Genomic DNA, 23684 nt, shown 5'->3' with positions numbered 1-23684 from the left:
ATATTTTTAAACAGGAAAGGTGACTTCATCATTTTTCCATGTAATAATAGTATGGTTACATTTACTGTGAAAGAGTATAAAAGGAGCGTTATTGATGAATTTAGCTAAATTCCCGAGAAAAAAATATACAGAATCATATACACCAATTGAAAAGTTAAACAATTTTTCTGAAGCACTTGGTGGACCGACTATTTATTTTAAACGAGATGATTTACTTGGTTTAACAGCAGGCGGTAATAAGACGAGAAAGTTAGAATTTTTAGTTGCGGATGCACAGGAAAAAGGTGCAGATACGTTAATTACAGCAGGTGGCATCCAGTCAAACCATTGCCGTCTAACACTTGCAGCTGCGGTAAAAGAAAAAATGAAATGTATCCTTGTATTAGAAGAAGGGCTTGAGCCAGAAGAAAAGCCAGACTTTAACGGAAACTATTTCTTATATCACTTACTAGGTGCTGAAAACGTAATTGTTGTACCAAACGGAGCAGACCTTATGGAAGAGATGCATAAAGTAGCGAAAGAAGTAAGTGAAAAAGGTAATACACCATATGTAATACCAGTTGGTGGATCAAATCCTACTGGTGCAATGGGATACGTTGCTTGTGCGCAAGAAATTATGGCACAATCATTTAATCAAGGGATTGATTTCAGTTCAGTTGTTTGCGTAAGTGGTAGTGCTGGTATGCATGCAGGTTTAATTACTGGTTTTTCTGGAACACAAAGTAACATCCCTGTAATCGGAATAAACGTAAGTAGAGGAAAAGCGGAACAAGAAGAGAAAGTAGCAAAACTTGTAGATGAAACTTCAGCTCACGTTGGTATTCCAAACTTTATTCCGCGCGAAGCAGTTACATGTTTTGATGAATATGTAGGACCAGGTTACGCGTTACCAACGCCAGAAATGGTTGAAGCAGTTCAGTTACTTGCGAAAACAGAAGGTATTTTACTTGATCCAGTGTATACAGGTAAAGCAGTAGCGGGATTAATCGACTTAATTAGAAAAGGTAAATTTAATAAAGAAGACAACATTTTATTCGTGCATTCAGGTGGTTCACCAGCTTTATATGCGAATACGTCTTTATTTGCGTAAGTGTGAAAAAGCATTGGATACCCAATGCTTTTTGTTTTGAATTAATGTTGAAATTTGATACAATTTCGTGAATATGCGATGATTTTTCAACATTCAACGGTAAACAACGATATATATGAAGGAGATTGATGTATGACAGAATTTTGGGAAGCAAGTTTTATAGAAAATCAAATGATGTGGGGATTTGAAGCTTCAGATTCCGCAATTTTGACGAAGGACTTTTTCCTTGAAAAGAAAGTGAAGGATATATTGATTCCTGGTATTGGATATGGCAGAAATGCAAAGGTTTTTATTGATAACGGAATACATGTAACAGGTATTGAAATTTCAAAAACGGCGATTGAATTGGCAAGACAAAATGAGCTTAATGCTGATTTCTTCCATGGTTCAGTTACGGATATGCCTTTTGATAACAAACTGTATGACGGTATATTTTGTTATGCACTTATTCATTTATTGAATAAGGATGAGAGAGAGGAGTTTATTCAAGATTGCTATAGTCAACTAAAACCAAACGGATATATGATTTTTACTACTATTTCAAAAGATGCCCCAATGTTTGGGAAGGGTAAACAACTGGGGAAAGACTACTTCGAGATAATGGAAGGGGTAAAAATGTATTTCTATGATATTGACTCGGTAAAACAAGACTTTGGAAAATATGGACTGATAGAAACTACGGAAATTGTTGAGCCGCATAAAAATATGGAAAGTAAACCTCCATTTAAATTTATAATGATCAAATGTCAAAAAACACCTCTTGAATTCGCATACTAAGTATGCAAATTTAATGGAGGTGTTTTTCGTTAGAAGACAAGAGCTCATTACCCAGAAGAAACAAAGTGGAAAGAGATTGAGATGAAAAGAATAGTTATTCAAACCATTCCAGTATGAGACGATTGGAATTAAAATAGTCAATAAAATTGACAATGAATATCATTTTCACTTACTATAGAATCGTCACATTTAATTAGACATGACTTTTTTATTAATGTAATAGATTTCTATTAAGATGTCACTTTCAAGGACTATCACTAAATCTTTTAAGAATTTAAACGTAAGAAAGGGTAAAATAAAAATGAACTGGAAAAAAGGCGGATTATGGATTATTATTTTTTTCATTGTAAAAGGTACGATTTCTACACTTTTAATTGTTACAGGTGCTAAATATTTTGATTTATCATTTATGCAATTTTTAGTACTAATAATGATTTTATTACTGATTTCTCTAACAGGTCGAAAATTCCTTTATAGACATAAACAAAACAAAAAACAAAAAGAGATAGATATATAATGATGCCCCAGAGACCTTTGGATTTCTGGGGTTCTACTTATTCAATAGTGAGTTTTGGGTCCGCAATACGAATGATATGCTCCATCAGTATTATTGGTTGTAAATCAAAAAGTCACTGATTTTATTGAATAAATAGAAAACACTTTTCTTTTTCTTTTATTTAATTTAATATCAATAAGGGCACCAAAAAAATAGATAGAGGTGCTAGAATGTACGGTATTATTAATTATGAAGTGTTTTTACTAACAGGGATTTTATTAAATCTAATTCCTGGCGCAGACACCATGTATATTGTGGGGAGAAGTATTTCACAAGGTAGAAAAGCAGGTGTGTATTCTGTTTTTGGTATTATTACTGGTTCTTTAGTTCATACGTTATTGGTTGCTTTTGGTTTATCTATTATACTTACAAAATCCATTGTGTTATTTAACACCATTAAGGTTATAGGTGTTATCTATCTTGTATATTTAGGGATTAAAATGATACTTGATAAGACAAATGTAGCTTTCCAAGCCTCATCCAATAAATTGAACATTAGAAAGATATATTTACAAGGACTCTTAACAAGTCTTACGAATCCAAAAGTCTCTTTATTCTTTATTGCGTTTCTTCCGCAATTTATAGATACAAAGGCTTCAGGTCCTATGCCTTTTATCATTTTAGGAATTACTTTTACAGTAACTGGACTATTGTGGTGTTTATTTGTTGCTTATTTCTCTTCATATGTCACAAAAAAATTAAGAGGAAATCAAAAGGTAGGAATGATTCTAAATAAAGTAACAGGAATGATTTTTATTGGTATGGGGTTAAAGTTGCTTCAAACGAAGGCTCCTCAATAAACCTGAATAATATAAAAATGCCCCCTTTCAAGAGATGTTATCTTTGATTTAAGCTAATTTCTATATACTAAAAAGCCCCTTCAAATTTGAAGGGGCTTTTGCTTGTTATTTTGGTTTATCTAAAAATTTATTTCATAGTTCATGATCTATGTGCCCTCCAATGATAAGGTCAAATCTTTTCAGTATTACATTTAGAAAACAAGAATAGAGGAATCTAGTTATACCAACTACATGCAGTCTAAGACATTTTTCAACTGAACATTTGGGGAAGAATGTGTTTCTTAACTTAATAGCGATGGAGTAGCACCCCATACCCATCAAGCTAAAAAGGAAAAACATCTCATAACAAAAAATTCTGCATCATTTAAACTCCGGTAACAATTCATATGATCAAGAATGATTGAGCTAATAGATTTTGTTAGATTGCCATCATCTTTTTTGTAACAGAATAGATTCATTACCGTTTCAGACCTATGTATGAATTCATAACCTAACAGTAAAAGGGGGGATGATTAAAGGTATGGCGATTAATGAGGAATCAATTTGTCAACAGTTTGCAAGAATTATCGGCGGCCAAAAAGGATTCGCCGGTGGAAAATGCGTGGCAACAATAAATCGGGATGAAATACAAGCAACAATCTTAGGAAAACGTTTTAGAGTAACAACTTCCTTCTCATTCGAATCAAGAGATAATAAAACTGGACGGGCATTATGTCTAGGCCGGGTAGCACTCTTACAAAAGGAAGTTACTGAATTTGTTGCTACAATTATTAAACAAGGAATAATTGTTTCGTCTATACACAATGAGTGGTTATGTGATGATCCAAATTTAATTTACGTTAATATCGAAGACGTTGATGATCCGCTAAGTTTCGCAAGGAAAGTTAGAAGAGCTTTATGCAATTAACAAGTATCTTTCGTTAAATGAGTGAAGTATGTTGATTAGAATATTTCAGATTGTTGAATGGTTTTATACAGTGAAAGAAGACGTTCCATATTTGGAATGTCTTTTCTTGATGTTTTTATAATTTGAAAGACGAGGGAACGAACTTGGAGGGAGTATGGGAAGCATACAATAAATACATTGAGGGGCATGTTTGAGAAGATTAAATCAATGGAAAAGGAAATGTTTTTTTATTCTGGGCTATGGACCTATCCGCCTGTTCTAATTAACTAAAAAAAGAACTTTCCCATACCGATTAGACTACTAAGCATTCCGATTCCATTCATGGTGCCTTTTCCTACTGTCAGTAAGTTTCCAAGCATTCCGGGCTGACCGTTACCTCCGTTATTCCCCCATCCCATGGGACTTACCTGTCCTCCCCATCCTGGAGGATTTCCAAAAATACCCCAGTTATTATTGGTATTAAAATTAAAAGCTTTGGCTGGTGGCGATAGTAAAGCGGCAAGATGACCTTGTGCGAACATCCCTGTATGATTGAATGGTTGGGCCCAAGGAAAGGGAGGTTTTTGAAAATTAAAACCTGCATGGCCTGGTAATGGAGTCCAATTAGCAGGATGTCCTTGGGGCATCATCCCTGCATAATGAATTGGCTGACCTAAAGAGAAGGGAGGGGGCTGGGGATTGAAACCCGTATAATTGGTTGGTGAATCCCAACCAAATGGATAGACTCGATAACTCCAATCCTCAGGAATCTTCAGACCATTCATTCCCTCAGCTTTAGTTATTTGGGGCTGTAAATATAATGCTGACGTTGAAATTTGGTTACTATATTGCTCCCCGTTTCCCTGTGAATTCAAATACCAATATTGGCTCATAAGCTTATTCCCCTCACTTTAAAAATGTAATGTTAGACTTAGCCTATGTAAAATTCCTTTTTATGGATGGTTACATAACTAGATTTACAAGCCCGTATTTAAAGGAATGGGTGTGTGGTCTTGTTGATTTATCCCGCTATTTGCGGGCAGTAAGACACCTCCACCTCAAAATTCAGCGAAAGCAAAGCAGCTAGATGGGGGGCTGCCTGTAAAACTCCCACTAATTAAAGTTTCACTTTATTTTAGAAGGGTATGTTCAGTTGCTCCTTTTATTTATTTCAGCCTAATTTAATTTTGGTTAACAAACGTGTTTAAATATTCATTCAAAATCTTATTTAAATGTTTATAAAGGTTTAATCAATAAAAAAGATATTAAAATGTTATGTTGAGCAAGTAGAATTGCTAGAAAGAGAATATCCATTCGAAGAGTTTGGCAAAATACTGCAAGGACAATGTATTCTTGTGCAGATATGCAAACGATTTAAACTAATCAATGGAATTTATAATGAAGGGGCAAATGAATATATGAGTGAAACATTACATAAAAGAAAACCACCATATTTAATGCTTGTAATCCTTTTTATTGGGGCATTTGTTTCATTTCTAAATAACTCGCTTTTAAATGTAGCCTTGCCATCAATAATGAAGGATTTAGACATTAAAGATTATTCAACGATCCAGTGGCTTTCTACAGGGTATATGCTTGTAAGTGGTATATTAATTCCGGCATCAGCATTTTTAATAACCCGCTTCTCCAATAGGAGCTTATTTATTACATCTATGGTGATTTTTATTCTTGGTACGGCCTTAGCGGCTTTAGCACCGAACTTTGGTTTATTACTTACTGGCCGGATGGTCCAAGCAGCAGGTTCTTCAGTCATGGGGCCTTTGTTAATGAATATTATGCTAGTAAGCTTTCCAAGAGAAAAAAGGGGAACAGCAATGGGGATTTTTGGATTAGTTATGATTACAGCTCCAGCAATTGGACCGACACTATCGGGTTATATTGTAGAGTATTATGACTGGCGTTTGCTTTTTGAAATGATTTTACCGTTAGCAATCATTAGCTTACTGTTAGGGATTTGGAAATCGGAGAATGTCATGAAACAAAACAAAAATGCAAAACTTGATTATCTCTCATTACTATTATCTTCTGTCGGTTTTGGCGGTTTGTTATATGGATTCAGTTCTGCAAGCTCCGATGGTTGGACGAATAAAGTTGTCTTAACAACCTTAATCATAGGCGCTATTGCCCTAATTACTTTCATTATCCGTCAATTAAAAATGAATGAACCGTTATTGGATTTACGTGTTTACAAGTACCCAATGTTTGCACTTGCGTCTGTAATTGCAATTGTCAACGCAGTGGCCATGTTTTCGGGTATGATTTTAACACCAGCTTATGTACAAAACGTCCGCGGCATTTCGCCGCTGAGCTCTGGGCTGATGATGCTTCCAGGTGCGGTAATAATGGGGGTTATGTCACCAATTACAGGTAAACTATTTGATAAATATGGCCCTCGGATTCTTGGTATAGTAGGACTTTCCATTACAGCTGTTTCAACTTATATGCTGGCAAACCTGCAAATCGACTCTAGTCACATACATATTATTCTTATTTACACACTGCGGATGTTTGGGATGGCGATGGTGATGATGCCACTTATGACAAATGGTCTTAATCAATTACCAACTCGCTTAAATCCGCACGGTACAGCTGTTAATAATACAGCTCAACAAGTGTCCGGTTCAATTGGTACTGCTATTCTTGTTACGATTATGAATTCTGTAACAAAAACAAAAGCTGAAAGTCTAATAGCTAATGTAGATCCAACAACCTTCACTGAAACTACGAAGGCAATATTAACTCAGAAGGCTTTATTATCCGGAATTCAATATTCATTCTATGTAGCGCTTGGCATGAATGTTGTTGCACTACTATTAGTTTTTTTCGTTAAACGTGTAGATACAAGCGCGGAAGCTGTCGAGAGGTTAAATCGGTAGAGCAAAATAAAACTTTAGATAATGATGCCTACAAGTTTTTTTGCTGATTAGTTAGATAAGGAAGCTTTTATCTGGGCGTTATCAAATCAAAGAAACTTCCAGTGAAATTCACATTGGAAAATATGGACAGAGAATCAAGAAACAAAAGAAGCTGGAGGCATCTATGTATTTGAAGAAAAATAAGCGGAAATGCACAAGAACAGACTTCAAGCATCTGGTGTTAAAGAATTTTTAATACCAATGAAAAGCTAACTCAATTGAATCGTGGCTATGTTACATAATAAGGGATACGCAATCCGGGCAGTCATAAAAAGAGGGGGATTATTGCCCTCTTTTTTAAAATTCTAATTTGGTGTAACTAATAAAGCTATTAGGAGCAATAGTAATAGCAATAGCACATATTGAATTAGCTTTAAATGGAATCTAATTTTAAGGCAATCTAGCTAAGCCGATAATTAAAAGAATTTGAATTTAGTTAACGTCGTACTTAGAGTAGCACGCCATACAGAACAAGAACGCTACAATAAATGAAGAAATATCACTGGAGGAATTTATCAAATTAGATATTTCTTCTATAATGTATGGAATGAATTTTGCCGTAGAAAAATAATAGGTAATTCATTTGACAATTAAAATGACCTACTTTAATATATATGCCATAGCATATAATTAGTAAAACAAGCAAATTCACTGTGAATAATTGATATGTTATACCCTTTTATATCTTAATTTATCGAGGTGATATATGAATTTACATGATTTAATAGGCTATCTTGTTCATCGTACTGATGTGAAAATGTCCAATTATTTTACCAAGAGATTAAAGCCTTATGGAGTTACACCAGAGCAGTGGGGGATTATTAGTGTACTTTGTAGCCAAAGGGGGACTACTCAAAAAGAGTTAGCAGAAGCTATTGATAAAGATCAAACTACTGTCGTAAGAATGATACAGTCAATGGAGAGAAAAGGGATTGTAAAGAAGGCTTTGAATGACCAAGATAGACGTTCACACAACCTTTTTTTAACTGAAAAAGGTGACGAGTTAAAGAAAACAATCTTGCCTGTAGTGAAAGACGCTCACCATTTGGTTACGAGTAATTTGAGTGAAGAAGAGATCAAATTATTACAATCATTATTAAACAAATTGTATGATACACGCTATTAATACTTGTTCCTTATTGATGCTATGTTATTTATAAGGAACAAACTCCGTTTTATATATGCTATAGCATATAATTTTGTTTGAAGGAATGGGTAGATAGCTTTATTTTGTATGATATGTGATTTAAGATCAATTTTTTGTCTAGTACTAGTCGAATTTCTATATTATATATGCTATAGCATATAATTTTTATCCCTTTAATATTGGAAAGGGGAATTTAAATTGAATCAACCTCAATAAGGTTAATCTCAGGAAATAGGGTAAAGGCAGTGGCTTCTATCTGAACAATACTGAGTTTTTATCAAATAAATAAGAAAGATGTGATTACTATTTTAATATTAATTAATATTGTAAAAGTTGTGTTGTTTCTGTTCTTTTTAATGACAGGTACGAAAATTATATCTGGGAAAATGGCAGATGAGTTCAAACGATTTGGTTTACCTTCGTTTTTTAATTTCTTAACTGGGGCTTTTGAGATTGTAGGAGCAATTGGAATGTTGATAGGAATTTGGTTCCCAATAGCAGCTTTATTGGCAGGGTTTTTGTTAGGCGGTACGATGCTTGCAGCTGCCTTAACTCTTATTGTATTAGCGAGAGATCCCTTTAAGAAAGCGATACCTGCGCTTGTTTTATTTGTCCTTAGTTTAGGGATAAGTTTGTATCATATTTTTTAAACACAGCCTAAAGCCGTTAAACTATATGCGTTCAAGTTGCTATCATTTTGTAATTATTTTATAAAAGGGTTTGTGAAAATGCGGGTGAAATTTCAAATGAGTGCAGGAATAATAGCAGCATTCATTTAAGGTATTACCTGCATTCGAATTGAAAAATATTGAAAATAGGAGTGAGTGAAAATGGCATATTTATTACAAATTGATTTTCCGTTTGAAGGTCCTTTTGGTGAAGAAATGGAAAAAGCATTTTGGGATTTAGCAAAAAGTATTAATGAAGAAGAAGGATTTCATTGGAAAATATGGACGGAAAATCAAGAAACAAAAGAAGCTGGAGGCATCTATGTATTTGAAGAAAAACAAGATGCTGAAAAATATGGAGAAATGCACAAAAACAGACTTCAAGCATCTGGTGTTAAAGATATTAGAGTAAGAATTTTTCACATCAATGAAAAGTTAACTAAACTGAATCATGGTTATAGTAAATAATAAGGGACATGGAATTCAAAAAAGAAGGGGATAATCCCTTCTTTTTTGAATTCTTCCTTTATGTCTTATTATGCTTAATAAAAAAATCCCTATATAGATAGGGATTCGTGTATTGGCATATAGTTCCTTGGAAAAGGTTGTACTAAGTCTAACATATGAGAGTTCTTACATTTGTGAAATTGACGTGAAAGTACTGTGAAAAAAGTTGTATTAAAATAGTTATTTGTAAAAGGGTACGCCCCTTACTGGGAGGTAAGGGGCACAGGAAATGCAAATTTATTTGTAATTTGCTAAGTTGATTATAACGCATATACCCATCTGTACATGTTACAAAATTATGAACAAAACTATAATTTTGTAACTAGGAGTAGTGAAGATTGTATGATTTAAGCTATTTTTAAATGAGTATAACAGAGAAAATGCAAGAAAATCCCTGATAACAGGTCCGTTTTTCTCATCAATTTGGGCCAAGGTGAAAGAAAAAAACAGGAGAACTACCTTATTTCTTTTTATTAATATAATAAAATGTAATTGCTAAATCTAAAGTAATGATAATAATTAGAAGTAATAAGTGTATAAGCGCATCAGTTTTCCCATGTTGCAAAGACTTTATAAAAAAATCCCATTCTGTTTCATAGGGAGGCTCTACCCAATTTCGTTGCAGTCCTAACACCATTCCATTTATGAAAAAGATAACACTTAATAGGATTCTTCCAACAAATACGGCAACTATTTTTAAATTCCAATGTTTTATCTTGATTATATAAAGGATTGGAAAGAGTATAAGTATCCAAAAAATAATAATATAGATTGTATTTACCATTCTCTACTCTCTACTCCTAACAAAATGATTGTTTTTAATATAGGTGAGTTTTCGGGTTGAAGGTATGTTTTATTGCTACTGATTGCGTACTTGCAAAAAAAGAGCCGGAATTCCGGCTCTTTTTCTATCCCGCAAAAGCCTTCTAATTAAAGTCTTACTTTATCTCTCCGTCTCAAAAAACTCAATCCACTCTCCATCAGGACCAGCGAAGAATATGTAACGTGTTCCATCGGGTAATGTTTCAATTTCTTCTCCTAGTAAAAAGGTTACTTTGTGTTTCTTTAGTCTTTCGATTTCATCTTCTAATGAATCCACTTTAAAGCAAATGTGATGTACTTTTCCTTCTGCCGGAAGAGAAGAGTTGTAACCCTCAATTAGTTCGAGTATCGTTTCTTTTGATTCTTCTACGCCTAAAAAAGCGAGTTTTAAGTCTGGATTTGGGTGCCCCATACGTTTAATGAGCTGTAAGCCGACTACTTCTTCATAAAATGAGATGGATGTTTCTAAGTTTGTAACCATAAGTCCGACGTGTTCAATTCTTCTGACTGGCATGTAGATTCCTTCTTTCTGAAAATTATATACATTACATAATATTGAAAATTAAGAAAATAAGCAAGGTATAATTGTTACAAATTTTAGAGCGTTATATGGTATAGTGAGAAAGTATGTTTGGGGAGAAGGAAGGAGATTATTTTATGAATACAACTACTCAAACTCCTTCATTAACGGAAACGATGAAAGAGTGGCATTATGCATTAGCATATGAAATTAAACATTGGAAAACGATAGGTGGTAGTAAAATCTCTATCATTAACGGTCGTTTCTTATATACAGATTATGAAAGTACAGTATACGTATTTCAGCTTATTTCGGAAGTAAGCTTACCTGAAGGGTCACCAATTCGAATTGAGTTCGATGGTGAGGAAGCAACGGGGGAAGTATTATCTGTACATGGATTAGAAATAGAACTGAAATTAAATGATTATATACAAGGTGAAATAAGAGAAGCTGTTTTATACAGTGAACCGTGGCAATTGTTAGAACAACTGCAAGAGAGATTGAAAGAAGCGCGTAAAGATAAGCTGAAACGAAATCGTATAAAGCGTCTTGTAGATGGAACGAGCAGTCCGAAGCATATCGAGAAGATGAAAAATACGAAAAATGAATTGGCGTATCGCTCATTTTACAATCCGACAACGTACGTTTGGGGACCGCCCGGAACAGGGAAGTCTTACAATTTATCACGTATTATTTCGGCTCATTATCAAAAAGGAAAATCGGTACTTGTGTTAGCTCATAGTAATGCGGCAGTAGACGTATTAATGAGTGAAGTAACGAAGCAAATTGAGAAGAAAAAGAAATGGACACCTGGAGAAATCGTTCGTTACGGCTTTAGCCAACATGAACATATACGAAATCATGAAACGTTACTTGCATCGAGGCTAGTAGAAACGACGAATGGATCATGGGGAGAGGAAAGGCTTTATTTAGAAGAAACACGCCAAGATCTTCGTGAAAAAATTCTATCGTATAAGGCGACGTCTTCTGATAAAAAGCGTATGCAAGAAATAGAAAGTGAACTTCGAAAACAAAAAGCGAAAATTAAAGAAGTAGAAAAAGAATATATTGAAAATGCGAAAGTAATCGGTGCGACTTTATCGAAATGTGCAATTGATGCGCTTATTTATGAGCGCACATTTGATTTAGTTGTCGTAGATGAAGTGAGTATGGCATATGTTCCGCAAATCGCATTAGCTGCTTCTCTTGGAAAACGTATTGTCGTTTGTGGCGACTTTTTACAATTGCCTCCTATTGCGATGGCAAACCATGAACTCGTTCGAAAATGGCTCGGTGAAGATATGTTTTATCACGCTGGGATTGTTGAGTCTGTAAATAAATCAGAAGCACATCCCAACCTTTTTATGTTGCAGGAACAAAGACGTATGCATGCGGATATATCTAAGTTTACAAACTCATTTATTTATAAAAATAGAGTGTACGACCATCCATCTGTTTCAGAGCGCAAGGAACTCGCGAAACTACAACCGTTCGCAAATGAAGCCAGTGTTTTATTTGATACGAGCTTAATGGGAGCCTTTTCTTTAAAAGACGCTGCTTCTGGTTCTCGTTTTAATATTATGTCTGGCTTAGTAGCGATGCAAATGATTTTAATTGGACTGTTAGACGGTGTTCAATCTATCGGTGTTGTTACGCCGTACCGAGCACAGTCCCGCTTTTTATCAACGTGTATTAGAGAACTGTTGCAGAGAACGAAATATCAACATGTACCAGTTTTAGCCGCAACAGTTCATAAGTTTCAAGGTTCCGAAAGAGATATGATGATATTTGATACGGTGGATAGTTATCCGCAAGAACGCCCTGGCGTGTTATTCTTTGATCATAAAAACCATCGTCTCGTCAATGTAGCAGTAACGAGGGCGAGAGGGAAGTTCATTCAATTATCAGATTGTCACTACATGCGTAAAAATCTTTCGAGAAAACAAGCGTTATCACAATTAACAGCCCATATAGAACGGCACGGTGATGTGTATGATCGTACGACATCGAGACAAGTGTGGGAGCGGAAAATTTCGAAACGTTTACGCTGGTTTATGGAAATGAATCTTGAGGAACCGAAAGGGCTCTTAAAAGATATTTTAGCGGCGAAACGTAAAATTATCATTTCACTTCCAAGCACAAGGCAAGTTGATAAACGAGTATGGCAAGCGTTAATGCGTACGAATGCACAAATAACAGTTTACAGTGATGGACCAGTTCCGTTAAAAAATGTAAAGTTACAAAGGCAAAACAAAGCGTTTCCGTTTATATTAATCGATGATGAAATCTTTTGGGCGGGAGCACCGTTAACATCTCAAATGATGTTTGAAGGTAGTACGGAATTTCCGTACATATGTGCAAGACTACAAGCACCTGAAACAATTGGTGTATTAAAAGGATTTTTAGATATTCGGTAAATTCGGATAGGAATTCCTTGACTTTTAATCGGAATAAACTTAGAATGAAAATAATTTAATACAATTTTATGAAAATTCTTATCACGAGAGGTTGAGGGACTGGCCCTATGACACCTCGGCAGCGGATTCTTTATGAATACTGTGCCAATTCCAGCAAGGTAACTTGAAAGATAAGAAAGAAGCTCATTTTGACTGTATATGCCAAAGCCTCTTTCTATCTTTTAGAAAGAGGTTTTTTTACGTGAAAATAAAAGGAGGAAGAAAAATGGGAGCGACAGGAATAACGTCACAAAGAAAAACAATTGAAGAGAGTATAGAAAGAAATAAGGAAAAGTACATAGAAACAAGTCATAAGATTCATGCGAATCCTGAAATCGGTAACCAAGAGTTTTATGCATCAAGAACGTTAAGTTTGTTGTTAGGAAGCGCAGGATTTCAATTACAGCATAATATAGCTGGGCATGAAACAGGTTTTATTGCGCGAAAAAGTTCAGGGAAACAAGGACCAGTAATCGCCTTTTTAGCCGAATATGATGCTTTACCAGGACTAGGTCATGCGTGTGGTCACAATTTAATCGGAACAATTAGCGTTGCGGCAGCAATCGCATTATCGGAAACACTTGAAGAAATCGGCGGAGAAGTTGTAGTGTTCGGAACACCAGCTGAAGAAGGGGGACCAAATGGCAGTGCGAAAGCAAGTTATGTAAAGGCAGGTTTATTTAAAAACATTGATGCGGCGCTTATGATTCACCCAAGCGGAAAAACAGCTTCAACGAGTCCATCACTAGCAGTTGATCCACTTGATTTTCATTTTTACGGGAAAACAGCTCATGCAGCTGCGTCACCTGAAGAAGGGATTAACGCATTAGATGCGATTATCCAGCTGTATAACAGTATTAATGCACTTCGCCAACAACTTCCGTCAGATGTGAAGATCCATGGTGTCATTACAGAAGGCGGAAAAGCACCTAATATTATTCCGGACTACGCATCAGCAAGGTTCTTCATCCGTGCAGCAACGCGAAAAAGATGTGCGGAAGTAACGGAGAAAGTAAGAAACATCGCGCAAGGAGCAGCATTAGCAACAGGTACGAAAGTGAAAATTCATCAATTCCAAAATGAAATCGATGAACTACTCGTAACAAAAACATTTAATGACGTCGTAGCCGAAGAACTAGAATTACTAGGTGAAGATGTGAACCGTAAAGAAAGAGTAGGCATCGGCTCAACCGACGCAGGAAACGTAAGCCAAGTCGTACCGACAATTCATCCATACATTAAAATTGGTCCAGACGATTTAATTGCGCATACGAATGAATTTAGAGAAGCAGCCCGTTCAGAACTAGGCGATAAAGCGTTAATTACATCCGCAAAAGCACTAGCAAATACAGCGTATCGATTAATTACGGAAGAAGGGTTGTTAGAGAAGGTGAAAGAGGAGTTTAGAGAGGCGCAGAGGAATCAGGGGTAGGTGAGAAGGAGTAGCCGGGATTTTTTAGTAGGGAATTGAATGAAAAAAGAACCAGCCTATGGCTGGTTTTATTATATTATAAAAGAATTTTTCCACATACATTTGATATTTCTACCTTAGTACCATCTTATTAGAACGACAATTTCTCCTCAAACTCACTCTTTAAAACAATTAAAGGAGACGATAATCCAAATTGCATTAAAGAGTCTAAAAATGCAGCGAGGGAATCCATCGAATCGCTCATGACCTTCATCATATAATTGAATTCCCCGCTAATTCGATACAAATCTGTTACTTCAGAAGCGGCATTACAAAATCGGATAAAATCAGAGCATTGACTCGTTTTAAACATAATGAAAGCTTGAATGTTTTTATTAATTTTGGAAGGCTCAAATTTTGTTCGGTAAGCCGCTATAACTCCTTGATCTTCAAGTTTGTTAATTCGTTCTTTTACAGCAGGCTGCGTCATGGATATAATCCGTCCTATTTCTGAAACGGAAATTCTCGCATTTTCATACAATAAGTTCATAATTTTATGATCGATTTCATCCAATTTTACTGCGTTTTGCATTGTGTAGCCTCCTCGTTTTGTTTTCTAAAGTAAATTACAACTTATAACTATAATATCATAAGTTAACTAACTGAATTACCTATAAAAATACATTTAAAATTATTGGAATTTAAATGAAAATATAAGTATAGAATTTTATCAATCGAAAGTTTGGGAAGGATGGAAAAAATGAAGAACCTTGATGGGAAAGTAGCGTTAGTAACAGGGGCGAGTCGCGGCATTGGCCGTGCCATTGCAATGAGATTGGCGAAAGACGGTGCATTAGTTGCGATTCACTATGGACGAAATAAAACAGCTGCAGACGAAACGATTAGAGAGATTGAATCTAATGGAGGAAAAGCTTTCTTAATTGAAGCTGAACTTAATTCAATTGATGGTGTCAAAAGGCTAGTAGAACAATTAAAGAATGAATTACAAACAAGAGTTGGTATATCAGAGATTGATATTTTAGTTAACAATGCAGGTATAGGTACGCAAGGGACAATTGAAGATACGACAGAAGAAGTTTTTGATGAAATTATGGCCGTAAATATGAAGGCACCGTTCTTCTTAATTCAGCAAACATTACCATTACTACGAGCAGAAGGGCGCATTATTAACATTTCATCAGCCGAAGTACGACTTGGTTTTACAGGATCAATTGCATACGGTTTAAGTAAAGGTGCACTAAATACGATGACACTTCCTCTAGCTAAACATCTTGGAGAAAGAGGTATAACTGTTAATACAATTATGCCCGGATATACGAAGACAGATATTAATGCGAAATTGCTAGATAATCCAGAAATACGAAGTTTTGCTACGAATTCATCTGTTTTTGGACGAATAGGGCAAGTTGAAGATATTGCAGATGCAGTAGCATTCCTTGCTTCTTCTGATAGTCGTTGGGTAACGGGACAGATTTTAGATGTTTCTGGAGGGTTTTGTCTATAGAAAAGGGGGTGCGCTTCATAACCATCAGCTTTAGATTTCGCATTTTATTAGTTTGATAGTTATGGAGCACTACCGTTTGGAAATAGATCAAATTACGATATGAACCATAATTTTTCCATTTCGGGAAGGCTACGGTTCTTTTTATTTGCAGAAAATTTATGATAGGAGAAAAGGTTTGTATATTAAACAAAAAAAATTGATTAATCAGTTGCATAAAGAACTCACCAGCGTATATACTATAAACATCAAAAAAAATTGATGAAGGGAAGTGAATTGTGTTGGTACAAGATTTTCAGCTATATGAGAAAAAGTTTAAAGCGTTGGCTGATCAGAAGCGTTTAGAGATTATGTATGAACTTTGTCAGCGAGGACAGACGTGTGTATGTGATTTAACAGAGGTTTTTGAAATGACGCAATCTAAGTTGTCATATCATTTGAAAATTTTATTAGATGCAGGTTTAATTGTAAAAGAAACAAAAGGTACGTGGAGTTATTATGATTTAAATGATGCGGCAGTAAATAATTTATTATCAGAAGAATTGTGCTGTATCTTTAGAAAAACAGGCAAAGGTAGCTGTTGTTAAAATTTTGCGCTATTAAACAAAAAAAATTGATTAATAGCATTTTAAGGGGAGGAATAAGCTATGAGATATGTTCATGTTGGTATAAATATTACTAATCTAGAGAAGTCTGTTGAATTTTACGAAAAGGTATTTGGTGTATCACCAGTTAAAGTGAAAACAGATTATGCAAAATTTTTATTAGAGACGCCAGGACTTAATTTCACGCTGAATGTACGAGATGAAGTGAATGGAAATCAGGTAAATCATTTTGGTTTCCAAGTGGATACAGCTGAAGAAATTACATTTCATAAAAAAAGATTAGAGAAAGAAGGTTTCTTTGCACGTGATGAAATGGATACTACTTGTTGCTATGCGGTACAAGATAAGTTTTGGGTAACGGATCCTGATGGTAATGAGTGGGAGTTCTTTTATACAAAAGCAGATAGTGATGCTCATAAAATAGAAGATTCATCGTGTTGTACGACTTCTAACGTAGTAGATAAAAATTCGTGTTGTTAATGAGAGAAGGGGGATAAAATGAAACGTTTATCTTTTCTAGATCGATATTTAACACTATGGATCTTTCTAGCTATGGCTGTTGGAATTGGTATAGGATTTATGTTTCCTAGTGTAGTAGACGGACTGAATACATTACAAGTTGGAACGACGTCTATTCCGCTTGCTGTTGGTTTAATTTTAATGATGTATCCACCATTGGCGAAGGTTCGTTATGAAGAAATGGGCCGGGTATTTAAAGATGTAAAAGTGTTAGTTCTATCATTAGTACAAAACTGGATTATTGGGCCTGTACTTATGTTTGTTTTAGCAATTATTTTTCTTCCTGATAAACCAGAATACATGGTCGGGCTCATTATGATTGGTTTAGCACGTTGTATTGCAATGGTAATTGTTTGGAACGATCTTGCTGATGGTGATAAAGAATATGCAGCAGGTTTAGTTGCTTTTAATTCGGTATTTCAAATGTTATTTTTCTCGATTTATGCATACGTATTTGTAACAGTAATCCCAGAATGGTTAGGAATTGAAGGGGCTATTGTTAGTATTACAATGGTAGAAGTTGCGAAATCAGTATTTATCTATTTGGGAATTCCTTTTATTGCAGGTATGTTGACACGCTTTGTACTAGTGAAGCTAAAAGGAAGACAGTGGTATGAAAAGGTGTTTATACCTAAGATTAGTCCAATTACATTAATTGCATTGCTATTTACGATCATCGTTATGTTCTCTTTAAAAGGAGAAATGATTGTTAGCGTACCACTAGATGTAGTAAGAATAGCAATTCCGTTATTCATTTATTTTATCGTGATGTTTTTCGTTTCTTTCTTTATGGGAAGAAAAATTGGTGCAAATTATCCGGTAACAACAACGTTAGCATTTACAGCAGGTAGTAATAACTTTGAATTAGCGATTGCTGTAGCAGTTGGTGTGTTTGGTATTCATTCAGGTGCGGCATTTGCAGCCGTCATCGGACCGTTAGTTGAAGTACCTGTAATGATTGCACTTGTAAATGTCGCTTTTTGGTTTAAGCGTAAATATTTTAATGATCAACCAGTATGAAATTAAAAACAAAGGTGGAAAACAACATGGAAAACAAAAAGACGATCTACTTTTTATGCACAGGAAATTCATGCCGAAGCCAAATGGCAGAAGCTTGGGGCAAACAATACTTAGGAGATAAGTGGAATGTATACTCTGCTGGGATTGAAGCGCATGGAGTAAATCCAAATGCTATTAAAGCGATGAATGAAGTAAATATCGACATAACAAATCAAACATCAGATATGATTGATTCAAACATTTTAAATAATGCTGATTTAGTTGTTACTCTTTGTAGTCATGCTGATTCTGTGTGTCCTTCTACACCTCCGCATGTGAATCGTGTTCATTGGGGATTTGATGATCCGGCAGGAAAAGAGTGGTCTGAGTTTCAACGTGTTCGTAATGAAATCGGTGAACGGATTAAACGATTTTCTGAAACCGGTGAATAAATAAAGTAAAGAGCCAATCTTCTATTGTATAGGAGATTGGCTCTTTTTACTATACATAGTCACTACTGCATTGGTTTACACAAACTATCGAAAAAAATAGAGAATATTCTGTTGGGATGATAAAGTTAGAATAGAAAGATTTCAGAAAGGCGGTTTAACTTATGATTTCTGAATTGAGCAAAAATATTTTTTGTAAATGTAGCGGTTTAGTAAATGAACAAGGGCAATTAGAAGTAAAAGCTGTAATTGCAGGGATTAATCCTGGTCGTATATTTGTAGATAACATTTCGTCTCCTAATTCAGGACTTATTTGGTTAGGAAATAATGATAGCTTCTTTTTTATTGGAAATGCAGAAAATGAAGAGTTTAATAAAGAAATTAATAGTTTTATTGATAATGTAATAGTACCTGAAGCGAGAAAGGTTGGACTAAATTGCTTTGAAGGAATCGGTAATCATTCAGAGTGGAATAAAACAATTGAAAGAATATTTCAGCATCGTCAATTAAAAAGTTGGGATCAAAGAGTGTATACGCTAAAAAAAGAGGATTATAAAGATAATTATGAACCTAAAACTGAACAAGGGTATACAGTATTGAAAGTGAGTAAAACTCTCTATGAAAATAATGAAAATTCATTTAAGAACATTGAATTTTTACAATCAAAAATTTTAGAGTTTTGGTCTTCACCGGAACGCTTTTTCAATGAGGGAATTGGCTATTGTATTGTTTATGACAATATGATTGTAAGTATTTGTTTTTCAGGATTTATCTTTGAAAATATACACTGTATAGATATTGAAACGATAGAAGGTCATCAGGGGAGAAAATTAGCTCAAAAAATAGCTCATAGTTTTGTAAAAGAGTGTTTGGAGAATGATATCATTCCATATTGGGACTGTATGGAATCGAATAGGCCTTCTGTTGCCGTGGTGGAAAATATAGGGTTTACAAATGTGTTTAATTATGTAGGATATTATTTTTTATTAGAATAATTTAGGCGTACCTTACAAGTTTCACTTTGATTTAGGAGTACAATAAATCGCTGAATCGTTATATATGTCTACGATTCACAAAAGAAAGCATATGAGGTGTTCTAAAAATGAAAATACAAATTGTATTGTTTGACGGCTTCGGAGAGCTTGTCTCTTTCGCACCTTTTGAGGTACTTAAAAGAGCGATAGAAGAAGGGGCTCCATTTACGGTTGAACTAATATCAAGTGAACCAAAACAAGAAATTACTACTTCGTTTGGAGTTACGGTCAAACTAAATGATTTTTTACGAATGGATAATCGTCCAGATTTGTTAATTGTACCTGGTGGTGGCTGGAATCATAAAGCTGAACATGGGGCACGAAAGCAAGCAGAGCTTGGAATCTTGACTGAAATGATTAGAGAGATGCACGACGAAGGAACGATCGTTGCTGGCGTTTGTACAGGAGGTATGCTACTAGCTGCTTCCGGTATATTGAATGGTCGAAAGGCGACGATGCACCATTTGGCGCAGAATGAAATAAGTGAATACGGGGCAGAGCTTCTTCGTTACAGAATTGTGGATCAAGGGAATATTATCACCGCAAGAGGAGTCACTTCAGGACTTGATTTGGGACTTTGGATCACGGAAAGGTTCGCAAGCTCCAAAATTGCGGCTGCCGTTGAATATAGAATGGAATACGAGAGGCGAGGTGTTGTTTGGGGTTAATTTGAATTCTTTTTTAGACCTGAACGTATAATATGCATCTTCAGTCAATCGCTTCAATCCCTTTTATCGTACTTGAAGCCTTTAGAGTTACGTTATATATTTTAAACATAGAAACAAATTAAAATATCACATATACAAACTATAAAAAGAGAATAAAGGAGTCATGAGATTGAAGAAGACAATGAAAGGTTTATTATGGGGGACAGGCTCGGTATTTGGTGCTTTCACAGCATTTATTACTTATGTGGCGATTAAGAATGTGAAGCATAAGGATGTTGAGAAATTGATGGTGACCAATAATAATGAGCGCGTTCTTAAAGTCGGGAAAGAGTTTAAGGTGACAACGTTTAATATTGGCTTCGGCGGTTTAGATAAAGATCAAGATTTCTTCTTAGACGGAGGAAAGGGTTCGCGCTCTAGTAGTAAAGAGCAAACAGAAAAGAATATCAGCAATATGCTGTCTTTCTTACAAAAGGAAGATTCTGATTTTATATTAACGCAAGAGATGGATGAGAAGTCACTTCGTTCATTTGATGTGAATCAGTATAAGGCGTTTCAAGATGGACTGAAAGATCATGCGTCTACGTTTGGTGATAACTTTAATGTGCAGTGGGTGCCGGTACCAATTAAGAAGCCACACGGATATACGAACAGTGGACTTGGTTCGTTTTCAAAATATAAAGTAGAAGAAGTGACGAGATATCAGCTTCCTGGAAGAGAAATGTGGCTTCGTCAATTATTCGACGTAGATCGAGCGATTGTTGAGCATAAGGTTCCAGTTGATAACGGAAAATATTTACGAATGGTGAACGTTCATTTATCTGCATATGATAAGGGTGGAAACATTCGAAAGCAACAAGTTGAGTTTTTGAAAGAGTATATGAATAAACATTACATAAATGGCGATTATATTGTGCTTGGTGGAGACTGGAATCAACTATTATCTGATGTGCAGTTAAAGGATTCGAGGTTTAAAGAAGACTGGCCAGAGTGGTTAGTACAGTTACCAGAAGATTTCACTGATGGTGGGTTCCAGTGGGCTGTTGATGATACTGTTTGGACAGTTCGTGACAATGTGAAGAGCTATGTTGAAGGTGAGAACTTTGTTACGATTATTGATGGTTTTTTAGTCTCTCCAAATGTGGAGATTGTAAGCGTACAAGGGCATGATTTGAAGTTTGAAAACAGTGATCATAATCCGGTTAGTGCAGTGTTGAAGTTAAATTAGCAAGGGAAGAAACGGGTTATGTGTAAGAAGAGTGTAACCATATGTTTTCTGAAGTTTATACAATATAAATATTCTTGGCTCATTCATTTCATTAACCGGTTCTTGACGTATAAGGTACCGGTTAATTTGCGTCACAGTTTCCTGAAATGATAGGGTGACCCTTCACGGTATAGTTGCTTTTTCTTCCATCAATTCCACAAAGGCATCTCGGATGGCTTCTTTTGTACGAACGACTCGTAAATCGCTATATATATTACGCAAGCAATATTCCATCTGAATTTTTTCAACACATTAAGAGTATATGTCGGATATACGACACATCCATCATTTTTGATTATTGTTAGGAGTTTTATTCAAGATTATAATTTGAAATAAAATAAAACAACACGTTGTTCGTTATTTCGCTTAGAAATGGGGAGGGAAGTTTATGAAGAATCAATTGTTAATTGTTGGAGCTGGACCAACTGGATTAGTTTTAGCTATTGGACTTACAAAACAAGGAATCCCTTTTAGAATTATCGATAAAAATAAAGGCCCGGGAGAAACTTCAAGAGCTATGGGTGTGCAAGCAAGAACATTAGAGTTCTATCGTCAGTTTGGGTTTGCAGATCAGGTCGTACAAAAAGGAATTAAATTTGTTAATATGCAATTTTATAGGAATACAACATTGAAGGCTAAATTCAACTTTGAGAATATGGGGAAAGGCCAAAGTCGTTATCCCTTTATGCTAAGCTTCCCACAAGATGAACATGAAAAGTTTTTAATTGAACAGTTAGAAGCTAAAGGGGTCCATGTAGAATGGGATACTGAGCTTGTATCATTTAATCAGAAAGATGACCATGTGAACGTCGTTACAATACAGAATGGTGTTGAAGAAAAAAATGTTTATAGTTATTTGTGTGGATGTGATGGTGCACATAGTTCAGTAAGAAAGGGATTAGACTTGACTTTTCCTGGTGGCACATACAAACAAACCTTTTATGTAGCAGATGTACAAACTGAAAACAGAGAAAATATTGGTTTTCAAATGAGGCTTTTTGAAGACGGATTGATGATTGTTATGCCGATTCGTACTTCTGGATCTTTACGTTTAATTGGAATAATACCTGAGGATTTAATGAAAGAAGAAAACAAAGAATCCGGTTTTTCTTTAATTGAACCATATATAAAGAAAAACACGGAGTTAAAGATTACGAAATTGAATTGGTATTCAACATACAAAGTACACCATAGGGTAAGTGAACATTTTAGAAAAGGACGTGTTTTTATTGCAGGAGACGCTGGACATATACATAGTCCAGCAGGGGGACAAGGAATGAATACGGGTATTGGTGATGCAGTAAATTTATCATGGAAACTTGGGGCTGTGATTCAAGGAAAAGCTGATGAATCTATTCTAGATTCTTATGAACAAGAAAGAATACAATTTGCCAAAACTTTAGTCGCAACGACAGATAGAGTATTTACTTCTATTGTTGGTAACGGCGTATGTAAAAAGTTCAATCGCCAATACTTAATTCCAGTTATTATCCCTAAGATGACTAAGTTTTCAATAGTTAGGAAAACGATGTTTAAAGTTGTTTCGCAAATACGGATTAACTATCGAAACAGTAAGCTCGCTAAAGGGAATGTAGGTAAAATTCATGGAGGCGATCGTTTACCATGGATCCCTTTTGATGATACAGATAATTTTGCACCACTTGAATCTTTTGATTGGCAGTTACATGTATATGGAGATGTAACTCCTGATTTAAGTAACTTTGCAAAAGAAAATAATCTTCTTTTGCATACATTCCCGTATAGTCAAGGAGTACAGAAAGCAGGTATTAAATTTGGTTCTGCTTTTCTGATTAGACCTGATGGTTATATCGCATTGGCAGATGAAACTCAAAATATAAGTAGTATGGAAGAGTACCTTAGAAAAAATAAATTAAAATTTTAATATAATATTTCAAGGTAATACGAAAATGTATTGCCGTTTAGTTAAAAGAAACTAGTTATCATTATTTTAGTTTAACAAGCCATTATAAAATTTTGCTTAGCGTATGAAATCTGCGTTTTGATGGTGCTACCCCACATCCATC

Annotated in this window: 24 protein-coding genes, 1 pseudogene and 1 riboswitch; of the genes and pseudogenes, 21 read left to right on the top strand and 4 right to left on the bottom strand. The window is 35.1% G+C overall.

The annotated features are described in order from the left end of the window. The first annotated feature begins 94 nt into the window (after positions 1–94). The 5 genes from U860_RS0111290 (at position 95) to U860_RS0111270 (ending at position 4130) form a co-directional block, all read left to right on the top strand. Positions 95–1090 (top strand): D-cysteine desulfhydrase, encoded by a 996-nt coding sequence (locus U860_RS0111290; protein ID WP_025148615.1) that lies wholly within the window; start codon positions 95–97, stop codon positions 1088–1090. 132 nt (positions 1091–1222) lie between these two features. Next, complete coding sequence (locus tag U860_RS0111285; protein ID WP_025148614.1) at positions 1223–1867, top strand: class I SAM-dependent methyltransferase; 645 nt, start codon at positions 1223–1225, stop codon at positions 1865–1867. A gap of 301 nt (positions 1868–2168) precedes the next feature. Beyond that, a complete protein-coding gene (locus U860_RS0111280; RefSeq protein ID WP_025148613.1) occupies positions 2169–2384 on the top strand; it encodes a hypothetical protein in 216 nt (71 codons plus the stop codon). Between the two features lie 209 nt (positions 2385–2593). After that, positions 2594–3223, top strand: coding sequence for a LysE family translocator (locus U860_RS0111275; protein WP_000274249.1), 630 nt, complete (start codon positions 2594–2596; stop codon positions 3221–3223). A gap of 508 nt (positions 3224–3731) precedes the next feature. Then, positions 3732–4130, top strand: a complete 399-nt coding sequence (locus U860_RS0111270) for a DUF1259 domain-containing protein (protein ID WP_025148612.1) — start codon at positions 3732–3734, stop codon at positions 4128–4130. A 266-nt stretch (positions 4131–4396) separates the two neighbouring features. Here the strand turns inward: U860_RS0111270 and U860_RS0111265 are convergent, their stop codons facing one another. Further along, entirely contained in the window at positions 4397–5002 is a 606-nt protein-coding gene (locus U860_RS0111265; RefSeq protein ID WP_025148611.1) for a hypothetical protein, read from the bottom strand. 525 nt (positions 5003–5527) lie between these two features. Between U860_RS0111265 and U860_RS0111260 the strand changes: the two genes are divergently transcribed. The 5 genes and pseudogenes from U860_RS0111260 (at position 5528) to U860_RS0111245 (ending at position 9328) form a co-directional block, all read left to right on the top strand. Continuing rightward, on the top strand, positions 5528–7006 hold the full coding sequence (locus U860_RS0111260) for a DHA2 family efflux MFS transporter permease subunit (RefSeq protein ID WP_025148610.1): 1479 nt from the start codon (positions 5528–5530) through the stop codon (positions 7004–7006). 111 nt (positions 7007–7117) lie between these two features. Further along, positions 7118–7287: pseudogene (locus U860_RS35035) on the top strand (YdhR family protein); the annotation flags it as partial. A gap of 464 nt (positions 7288–7751) precedes the next feature. Further along, positions 7752–8171 carry a MarR family winged helix-turn-helix transcriptional regulator gene (locus U860_RS0111255; protein WP_002172612.1) on the top strand — a complete coding sequence of 140 codons (420 nt, stop codon included), beginning with the start codon at positions 7752–7754 and terminating at the stop codon, positions 8169–8171. Between the two features lie 320 nt (positions 8172–8491). Then, positions 8492–8842: a DoxX family protein gene (locus tag U860_RS0111250; protein ID WP_025148609.1), complete on the top strand. Its 351-nt coding sequence runs from the start codon at positions 8492–8494 to the stop codon at positions 8840–8842. A 180-nt stretch (positions 8843–9022) separates the two neighbouring features. Continuing rightward, positions 9023–9328, top strand: a complete 306-nt coding sequence (locus U860_RS0111245; protein ID WP_002172610.1) for a monooxygenase — start codon at positions 9023–9025, stop codon at positions 9326–9328. A gap of 499 nt (positions 9329–9827) precedes the next feature. Here U860_RS0111245 and U860_RS0111240 read toward each other — a convergent pair whose 3' ends face one another. Then, a complete protein-coding gene (locus U860_RS0111240) occupies positions 9828–10151 on the bottom strand; it encodes a hypothetical protein (protein WP_025148608.1) in 324 nt (107 codons plus the stop codon). A 159-nt stretch (positions 10152–10310) separates the two neighbouring features. Continuing rightward, the gene (locus U860_RS0111235) at positions 10311–10703 is read right to left on the bottom strand and encodes a VOC family protein (protein WP_025148607.1); all 393 of its coding nucleotides are present in this window, start codon (positions 10701–10703) and stop codon (positions 10311–10313) included. Positions 10704–10816: 113 nt separating this feature from the next. Here U860_RS0111235 and U860_RS0111230 point away from each other — a divergent pair, with 113 nt between their 5' ends. Both U860_RS0111230 and U860_RS0111225 read left to right on the top strand, forming a co-directional pair. Further along, positions 10817–13126, top strand: a complete 2310-nt coding sequence (locus U860_RS0111230; protein WP_025148606.1) for an AAA domain-containing protein — start codon at positions 10817–10819, stop codon at positions 13124–13126. A gap of 75 nt (positions 13127–13201) precedes the next feature. Continuing rightward, positions 13202–13303, top strand: a riboswitch (SAM riboswitch). Positions 13304–13391: 88 nt separating this feature from the next. Further along, a complete protein-coding gene (locus tag U860_RS0111225) occupies positions 13392–14597 on the top strand; it encodes a M20 family metallopeptidase (protein WP_025148605.1) in 1206 nt (401 codons plus the stop codon). A 130-nt stretch (positions 14598–14727) separates the two neighbouring features. On the opposite strand, the gene U860_RS0111220 is transcribed toward U860_RS0111225, so the two are convergent. Further along, positions 14728–15168, bottom strand: a complete 441-nt coding sequence (locus U860_RS0111220) for an Lrp/AsnC family transcriptional regulator (protein WP_025148604.1) — start codon at positions 15166–15168, stop codon at positions 14728–14730. A gap of 168 nt (positions 15169–15336) precedes the next feature. Between U860_RS0111220 and U860_RS0111215 the strand changes: the two genes are divergently transcribed. From U860_RS0111215 to U860_RS0111175, 9 genes are all read left to right on the top strand, one after another. Then, positions 15337–16101: an SDR family oxidoreductase gene (locus tag U860_RS0111215; RefSeq protein ID WP_025148603.1), complete on the top strand. Its 765-nt coding sequence runs from the start codon at positions 15337–15339 to the stop codon at positions 16099–16101. A gap of 278 nt (positions 16102–16379) precedes the next feature. Further along, the gene (gene arsR, locus U860_RS0111210) at positions 16380–16685 is read left to right on the top strand and encodes an arsenical resistance operon transcriptional regulator ArsR (protein WP_025148602.1); all 306 of its coding nucleotides are present in this window, start codon (positions 16380–16382) and stop codon (positions 16683–16685) included. 60 nt (positions 16686–16745) lie between these two features. Further along, positions 16746–17183, top strand: coding sequence for an ArsI/CadI family heavy metal resistance metalloenzyme (locus tag U860_RS0111205; RefSeq protein WP_025148601.1), 438 nt, complete (start codon positions 16746–16748; stop codon positions 17181–17183). 18 nt (positions 17184–17201) lie between these two features. After that, positions 17202–18242 carry an ACR3 family arsenite efflux transporter gene (gene arsB, locus U860_RS0111200; protein ID WP_025148600.1) on the top strand — a complete coding sequence of 347 codons (1041 nt, stop codon included), beginning with the start codon at positions 17202–17204 and terminating at the stop codon, positions 18240–18242. Positions 18243–18268: 26 nt separating this feature from the next. Beyond that, positions 18269–18673, top strand: a complete 405-nt coding sequence (gene arsC, locus U860_RS0111195; RefSeq protein ID WP_025148599.1) for an arsenate reductase (thioredoxin) — start codon at positions 18269–18271, stop codon at positions 18671–18673. A gap of 161 nt (positions 18674–18834) precedes the next feature. Beyond that, complete coding sequence (locus tag U860_RS0111190) at positions 18835–19665, top strand: GNAT family N-acetyltransferase (protein ID WP_025148598.1); 831 nt, start codon at positions 18835–18837, stop codon at positions 19663–19665. Positions 19666–19772: 107 nt separating this feature from the next. Next, positions 19773–20372 (top strand): DJ-1/PfpI family protein, encoded by a 600-nt coding sequence (locus U860_RS0111185; RefSeq protein ID WP_025148597.1) that lies wholly within the window; start codon positions 19773–19775, stop codon positions 20370–20372. 169 nt (positions 20373–20541) lie between these two features. Next, positions 20542–21600 carry an endonuclease/exonuclease/phosphatase family protein gene (locus U860_RS0111180; protein ID WP_025148596.1) on the top strand — a complete coding sequence of 353 codons (1059 nt, stop codon included), beginning with the start codon at positions 20542–20544 and terminating at the stop codon, positions 21598–21600. Between the two features lie 427 nt (positions 21601–22027). Further along, entirely contained in the window at positions 22028–23542 is a 1515-nt protein-coding gene (locus tag U860_RS0111175) for an FAD-dependent monooxygenase (RefSeq protein WP_025148595.1), read from the top strand. Positions 23543–23684: the final 142 nt, after the last annotated feature.

The organism is Bacillus sp. H1a (assembly GCF_000633475.1).
Taxonomy (GTDB): domain Bacteria; phylum Bacillota; class Bacilli; order Bacillales; family Bacillaceae_G; genus Bacillus_A; species Bacillus_A paramycoides.
Note: the sequence above shows the minus strand (reverse complement) of the source record. Positions and strands in the feature narration are given on the sequence as shown.

What these genes read in the sequence shown, in the direction of transcription:
- U860_RS0111265 (WP_025148611.1), bottom strand. Translation starts at nt 5,002, where the DNA reads ATGAGCCAATATTGGTATTTGAATTCACAGGGAAACGGGGAGCAATAT.
- U860_RS0111215 (WP_025148603.1), top strand. Translation starts at nt 15,337, where the DNA reads ATGAAGAACCTTGATGGGAAAGTAGCGTTAGTAACAGGGGCGAGTCGC.
- U860_RS0111245 (WP_002172610.1), top strand. Translation starts at nt 9,023, where the DNA reads ATGGCATATTTATTACAAATTGATTTTCCGTTTGAAGGTCCTTTTGGT.
- U860_RS0111275 (WP_000274249.1), top strand. Translation starts at nt 2,594, where the DNA reads ATGTACGGTATTATTAATTATGAAGTGTTTTTACTAACAGGGATTTTA.
- U860_RS0111285 (WP_025148614.1), top strand. Translation starts at nt 1,223, where the DNA reads ATGACAGAATTTTGGGAAGCAAGTTTTATAGAAAATCAAATGATGTGG.
- U860_RS0111230 (WP_025148606.1), top strand. Translation starts at nt 10,817, where the DNA reads ATGTTTGGGGAGAAGGAAGGAGATTATTTTATGAATACAACTACTCAA.
- U860_RS0111270 (WP_025148612.1), top strand. Translation starts at nt 3,732, where the DNA reads ATGATTAAAGGTATGGCGATTAATGAGGAATCAATTTGTCAACAGTTT.
- U860_RS0111220 (WP_025148604.1), bottom strand. Translation starts at nt 15,168, where the DNA reads ATGCAAAACGCAGTAAAATTGGATGAAATCGATCATAAAATTATGAAC.
- arsB (WP_025148600.1), top strand. Translation starts at nt 17,202, where the DNA reads ATGAAACGTTTATCTTTTCTAGATCGATATTTAACACTATGGATCTTT.
- U860_RS0111240 (WP_025148608.1), bottom strand. Translation starts at nt 10,151, where the DNA reads ATGGTAAATACAATCTATATTATTATTTTTTGGATACTTATACTCTTT.
- U860_RS0111185 (WP_025148597.1), top strand. Translation starts at nt 19,773, where the DNA reads ATGAAAATACAAATTGTATTGTTTGACGGCTTCGGAGAGCTTGTCTCT.
- U860_RS0111175 (WP_025148595.1), top strand. Translation starts at nt 22,028, where the DNA reads ATGAAGAATCAATTGTTAATTGTTGGAGCTGGACCAACTGGATTAGTT.
- U860_RS0111255 (WP_002172612.1), top strand. Translation starts at nt 7,752, where the DNA reads ATGAATTTACATGATTTAATAGGCTATCTTGTTCATCGTACTGATGTG.
- arsC (WP_025148599.1), top strand. Translation starts at nt 18,269, where the DNA reads ATGGAAAACAAAAAGACGATCTACTTTTTATGCACAGGAAATTCATGC.
- U860_RS0111260 (WP_025148610.1), top strand. Translation starts at nt 5,528, where the DNA reads ATGAGTGAAACATTACATAAAAGAAAACCACCATATTTAATGCTTGTA.
- U860_RS0111235 (WP_025148607.1), bottom strand. Translation starts at nt 10,703, where the DNA reads ATGCCAGTCAGAAGAATTGAACACGTCGGACTTATGGTTACAAACTTA.
- U860_RS0111205 (WP_025148601.1), top strand. Translation starts at nt 16,746, where the DNA reads ATGAGATATGTTCATGTTGGTATAAATATTACTAATCTAGAGAAGTCT.
- U860_RS0111190 (WP_025148598.1), top strand. Translation starts at nt 18,835, where the DNA reads ATGATTTCTGAATTGAGCAAAAATATTTTTTGTAAATGTAGCGGTTTA.
- U860_RS0111280 (WP_025148613.1), top strand. Translation starts at nt 2,169, where the DNA reads ATGAACTGGAAAAAAGGCGGATTATGGATTATTATTTTTTTCATTGTA.
- U860_RS0111290 (WP_025148615.1), top strand. Translation starts at nt 95, where the DNA reads ATGAATTTAGCTAAATTCCCGAGAAAAAAATATACAGAATCATATACA.
- U860_RS0111225 (WP_025148605.1), top strand. Translation starts at nt 13,392, where the DNA reads ATGGGAGCGACAGGAATAACGTCACAAAGAAAAACAATTGAAGAGAGT.